Annotated in this window: 4 protein-coding genes; all 4 read left to right on the forward strand. The window is 65.0% G+C overall.

What is annotated here, in order from left to right; all coding sequences use genetic code 11:
• A partial coding sequence (locus AC1DSN_RS17435) for a RecQ family ATP-dependent DNA helicase (protein ID WP_477331905.1) occupies window positions 1–1,412 on the forward strand: 1,412 nt, incomplete at its 5' end.
• Between the two features lie 160 nt (window positions 1,413–1,572).
• Window positions 1,573–3,237 (forward strand): cation:proton antiporter domain-containing protein, encoded by a 1,665-nt coding sequence (locus AC1DSN_RS17440; protein ID WP_477331907.1) that lies wholly within the window; start codon window positions 1,573–1,575, stop codon window positions 3,235–3,237.
• A 67-nt stretch (window positions 3,238–3,304) separates the two neighbouring features.
• Entirely contained in the window at window positions 3,305–5,131 is a 1,827-nt protein-coding gene (locus AC1DSN_RS17445; RefSeq protein ID WP_063571676.1) for a glycoside hydrolase family 15 protein, read from the forward strand.
• Window positions 5,128–5,705 (forward strand): glucose-6-phosphate dehydrogenase (NADP(+)) (locus AC1DSN_RS17450; RefSeq protein ID WP_477331909.1); only part of this gene is annotated, 578 nt, incomplete at its 3' end. The genes AC1DSN_RS17445 and AC1DSN_RS17450, both read left to right, overlap by 4 nt.

The following is a 5,705-nucleotide window of genomic DNA, read 5'->3' on the forward strand; positions in this document are numbered from 1 at the left end:
CTATCGACGAGGCGCATTGCGTATCCCAGTGGGGTCACGACTTCCGCCCCGAATATCGTGAACTGGCGATACTCCATGAGCGCTTCCCGGAAGTGCCGCGCATCGCGCTCACGGCGACGGCGGACGACCGCACGCGCGAAGAGATCGTTGAAAGGCTTGGACTACACGCAGCGCGTCGCTTCGTCTCGAGCTTCGATCGTCCCAACATTCGCTATCGCGTCGCACCCCGGCAGAACGCGCGGCGGCAGCTGCTGGATTTCCTCGATGCACATCGGGGCGAAGCCGGCATCGTGTATTGCCTGAGCCGCCGCAAGGTGGACGAAACGGCCGCATGGCTGGTGGAGGCGGGCGTCGAAGCCCTGCCGTACCACGCCGGTCTCGATGGCGACATGCGTACGCGTCACCAGCAGCGTTTTCTTCGCGAGGACGCCGTGGTCATGGTAGCGACCGTGGCCTTCGGCATGGGTATCGACAAGCCCGACGTGCGCTTCGTCGCTCACCTGGACCTTCCACGCAGCATGGAGGGTTACTACCAGGAGACCGGTCGTGCCGGTCGCGATGGACTGCCGGCCGAGGCATGGATGGTCTACGGCCTCGGTGACGTCGTCACCATGAGCCAGATGATTTCGSAGTCCGAAGCAGGCGACGATCGCAAACGCATCGAACGCCTCAAGCTCGACTCCCTGCTCGGTTTTGCCGAGGCCACGCGTTGCCGCCGGCAACTGCTGCTCGAGGCCTTTGCCGAGGTCTACCCCCAGCCCTGCGGCAATTGCGACAACTGCCTGGTGCCGCCCACCACGTGGGACGCCACGCTCGCTGCGCAGAAAGCGATGTCCTGCATCTATCGCAGTGGCCAACGCTACGGCGCAGGGCATCTCATCGAAATTCTTCGTGGCGAAGCCGGCGAGCGCGTGCGCGACCTGCGCCACGACCAGCTCACCGTATTCGGCGTCGGCGCGGACATGGATGCCACGCAGTGGCGGTCGGTGTTCCGCCAGCTGCTGGCAGCCGGTCTTATCGAAGCCGATCCCGAAGGGTATGGAACGCTGCGCCTGTCACCGACCAGTGGCCCGGTGCTGAAGGGCGAGCGCAAGGTGTGGCTGCGAGAGGATGCGCGGCCGGCCAAGGGGCGTCGCAGTTCACGACCCTCGCCGGCCACCACGGGTGGGTCGCTTGGCATCGAGGAAATCGAGCAACCGCTGTGGAGCGAATTGCGCAGGGTGCGCTCGGAACTTGCCAAGCAACATGGCGTGCCCGCGTACGTCATCTTCCACGACGCGACCCTGCTGGCGATGCTACGCGCGCTGCCGGCAAACGAAGACGAACTGGGTTCGATCAGCGGTGTGGGCGAGAACAAGCTCAAGCGTTACGGGAAGGATTTCCTCGCGGTGCTGACGGCAAGTGGCGCCTGAGGTAATTCTCAACCCCGCGTCATATATGCAAAAAATGTCCGGATTCGCTTGCATGCCCCGGCTGTCGTCCCCAATCTTGAGGGGCTGACCCGACATCAAAGCGACGAGGGTGCATGCCGTGTCTTCGGGGCACGGCCAACGACGACTCAGGGAGCCGCCCATGCACGACGCCACGCCACTCATCGCCACCATCGTTGGCGGACTTGTCCTCGCTTTCATCTTCGGCGCCATCGCCAACCGCCTTCGACTCCCTGTCCTCGCCGGCTATCTCGTTGCCGGCGTCGTGGCCGGGCCGTTCACTCCCGGCTACGTGGCTGACGCAGGGATCGCCCAGGAACTGGCCGATCTGGGCGTGATCCTGCTGATGTTCGGTGTGGGGCTGCACTTCTCCCTGAAGGACCTGCTCTCGGTCAAGGCAATATCCATCCCCGGCGCCGCCGTGCAGATGGGTGTCGCTACCGGCCTGGGCATGCTGCTCGGCTGGGCCCTGGGCTGGCCGCTTGCGCAGGGCTTCGTCTTCGGCCTGGCCCTGTCGGTGGCGAGCACGGTGGTTCTGCTGCGGGCGATGGAAGAACGCCGGCTGCTCGACAGCGATCGCGGCCGCATCGCCGTCGGCTGGCTGATCGTCGAAGATCTCGCGATGGTGCTGGCGCTGGTGTTGCTGCCAGCGATCGGTGGCTTCCTCGGCTCGGACAAGGGTGGCGCGACGCCGTCGATGGGCGAGCTGTTCGAGACCGTCGCGTGGACCGTTGGCAAGGTGGTGGTGTTCGTCGCCCTCATGCTCATTGTCGGCAAGCGTGTCATTCCCTGGACGCTGCAGGCGGTGTCGGCCACGGGGTCGCGCGAGTTGTTCCGTCTCGCCGTGCTGGCCATGGCCCTCGGTGTCGCTTTCGGCGCCGCACACCTGTTCGACGTCTCGTTCGAACTGGGCGCCTTCTTCGCCGGCATGATGATGGGCGAGTCGAAGTTGTCGCAGCAGGCAGCCGAGGAGACCCTTCCGCTGCGTGACGCGTTTGCCGTGTTGTTCTTCGTCTCCATCGGCATGCTGTTCAACCCGCATATCCTCGTCGAGCATCCGTGGGTCGTGCTGGCCGCCTGCCTGATCATCATCATCGGCAAGTCGGCCGCCGCGTTCGTCATCGTGCGGGCCTTCGGGCGGCCGGTGAAGACGGCGCTGACGATCGCCACCAGCCTCGCGCAGATCGGCGAGTTCTCCTTCATCCTCGCTGCGCTCGGTGTGTCGGTGGGCCTGATCAGTGCTCAGGCGCGCGACGTGATCCTCGCCGCGGCCATCGTCTCCATCCTGGTCAATCCGCTGCTCTTCGTGGCACTGGATCGCTGGATTGCGAAGCACGATGCCGATGCACCCGAGCAGCATCCGGCGGCGAAGGGCGGGCATACGGTGCTGGTCGGTTTCGGTCGTGTCGGGCGGCGCGTGTTTGCCGAACTGCGTGCGGCCGGCGCACGCGTGCTGGTAATCGAGACCGATGAGGATGCCGTGCGTTCCCTGCGTGAATCGGGCGACGCGGACGTGGTCATCGGCAATGCCGCCGCGGCCCTGGTGCTTGCCGAAGCCAACCTCACCGGCGCGYGGTCCCTGATTGTCGCTGTGCCGGATCCGTTCGAAGCCGGGCAGGTGGTGCGTGCGGCCCGACAGCTCCGCGCCGATTTGCCCATCGTGGCTCGCGCGCACTCACAGGAGTGCATGGATCATCTGGCCGGGCTCGGTGCGAGCAAGGTCATCTACGGTGAGCAGGAACTTGCGCATAGCCTGTTCGAGGCAGCGCGAGGCGATCGTGCGCCGGTCGCCTCATCGGGTCATTGATCGCTACGCGGTTCTAACGTCCCGGCGGCTACCGTAAACGGAATTGCGCCCCCGCGACGAGGACTCCATGGCATCCCTGATCGAAGACTACGCGATGCTCGGCAATTGCCGCAGCGCCGCCCTTGTAGCACGTAACGGTTCCATTGATTGGCTGTGTGTACCGCGCTTTGATTCGGCCGCCTGTTTCGCCGCGCTCGTGGGCGATGAAAGCAACGGGCGGTGGCGCCTTGCGCCCGCCGATCCGGACGCGACGTGCCAGCGGCAATACATCGACGGCAGCCTCGTGCTTGAAACGGAATGGCGATGCGCCACCGGCCGCGCCCGCGTGATCGAGTTCATGCCCTTTGCCGGAGAACAGGTGGGCGTCACCCGGATCGTGGAGGGGATCGAAGGACGCGTGGACTTCGAAAGCGTCCTCACCATCCGCTTCGATTACGGCAGCGCCATGCCATGGGTGACCCGGATCGACGAGCAGACGATCACGGCGGTCGCAGGGCCTGATCTGCTGGTGGTTCGCAGCCCGATCGCCGTGGAGGGCGAGGGGATGAACAGCGTGGCGCGCTTCGCCGTAAGCGCAGGCGATTCGATACCGTTCGTCATGGCCTGGGGACCGTCGCACTTGCCGCCGCCGGTGGCACTCGACGCGCACAACGAGTTGAAGGACTCGCTCGCCTTCTGGGAAGACTGGTCCGGCCGCTGCAACGATTCCGGCGAGTGGAGCGATATCGTGCGTCGCTCGCTCATTGTCCTCAAGGGTCTCAGCTACCTGCCCACCGGCGGCATCGTGGCTGCTCCCACCACCTCATTGCCCGAACAGCTCGGCGGCGAGAGGAATTGGGATTACCGCTTCTGCTGGGCCCGCGATGCCACGTTCGTGCTGTCGGCCCTGGTCAACGCGGGCTATCACGACGAAGCCAGCGCCTGGCGCGAATGGGTGCGTCGTGCCGTCGCCGGATCGCCTGGCCAGTTGCAGGTTCTTTACGGCCTGGCAGGGGAGCGTCGTCTCGAGGAATACGAACTGCCGTGGCTCTCCGGTTACGAAGGCGCCAAGCCCGTTCGTGTCGGCAATGCGGCCTCGGCCCAGTTCCAGCTCGACATTTTTGGTGAACTCGTCGGCGCCTTCGCCCACGCGGTGCGCCATGGCGTGGCCTTGCAGCCCGATGCGGACGACGTGCAGTCGGTCTTCCTCGAACACCTGGAGAGCATCTGGCGACATCCTGACGAGGGCATCTGGGAGATCCGCGGTGAGCCCCGCCACTTCGTCCATTCCAAGGTGATGGCCTGGTTGGCCTTCCAGCGCGCGGCGGAACAGAACCGCGACGGTCGTGATCCGGGTTTCGTTCGTCGCTGGCGTGGGGTGGCCGAGGAGATCAAGGCCGACATTCTCGCCAAGGGCGTGGATCCCGTGCGCGGCTGCTTCACTCAGTCCTACGGCTCGACCGAACTCGACGCCAGCCTGCTCCTGGTGACCCTCACCGACTTCCTGCCGCCGGACGATCCGCGCATCGTGGCCACCGTGCGGGCTATCGAAGAAGATCTGCTTGTCGAAGGCTTTGTCCGCCGATACGACACGCGCAGTGGCGTGGACGGCTTGCCGCCGGGCGAAGGCGAGTTCCTGCCGTGCAGCTTCTGGCTGGTGGAAAACTATGTCCTGCTCGGTCGGATGGATGAGGCGAGGACGCTTTTCACCCGTCTCGTGGGACTCGCGAACGACCTCGGATTGCTCGCAGAGGAGTACGATCCACGGTCGAAACGACTACTGGGCAATTTCCCACAAGCCTTTTCCCACGTAGCGTTGGTTAATGCCGCTTTCAGTCTCGCGCACGGTTTCAGCGCGACTGCCGACAGCCACGCTTCCCCCAATACCACCGATCCCCAAGGAGTCCGTGCATGAGCCAAGCCCAATCGAAGCGCGTTACCGCGCGCGCTCACCCGGCCGACCCGTGTACCGTCGTGATTTTCGGCGCTGCCGGTGACCTCACCAGCCGCCTCGTGGTCCCCGCCCTGTACAACATGCGTCGTACCGGCCTGTTGTCCGACAACTTCTCCGTGATTGGTTTCAATCACGGCAAGATGGCCGACAACGCCTGGAAGAAGAGCCTGCATACCGCGCTCGAGCGTTACGTCAGCAACGCCGGCGCCAAGCTCGACGAGGACGCATGGGGCTGGCTGAGCAGCCAGATGAGCTATCACGCCGGCGACTTCGACGATCTCAGCGCATTCCAGAGCCTGGCCACCAAGCTCAAGGATGCCGAGCGCCGCCGCGGCACCAAGGGCAACGTGCTCTTTTACCTGGCGACCCCGGAGCGTTTCTTCGGCGACGTGATCGAGCAACTGAAGAACGCCGGCCTCGTCGACGACGGTGGCGCCGAGGGTCAGTTCTGGCGGCGCGTGATCATCGAGAAGCCGTTCGGCCACGACCTTGCCTCGGCCCACGCGTTGAACGAGCGCATCCTCAAAGTGCTGCG

Source organism: Luteibacter sp. P4_D7_3 (genome assembly GCF_056401735.1).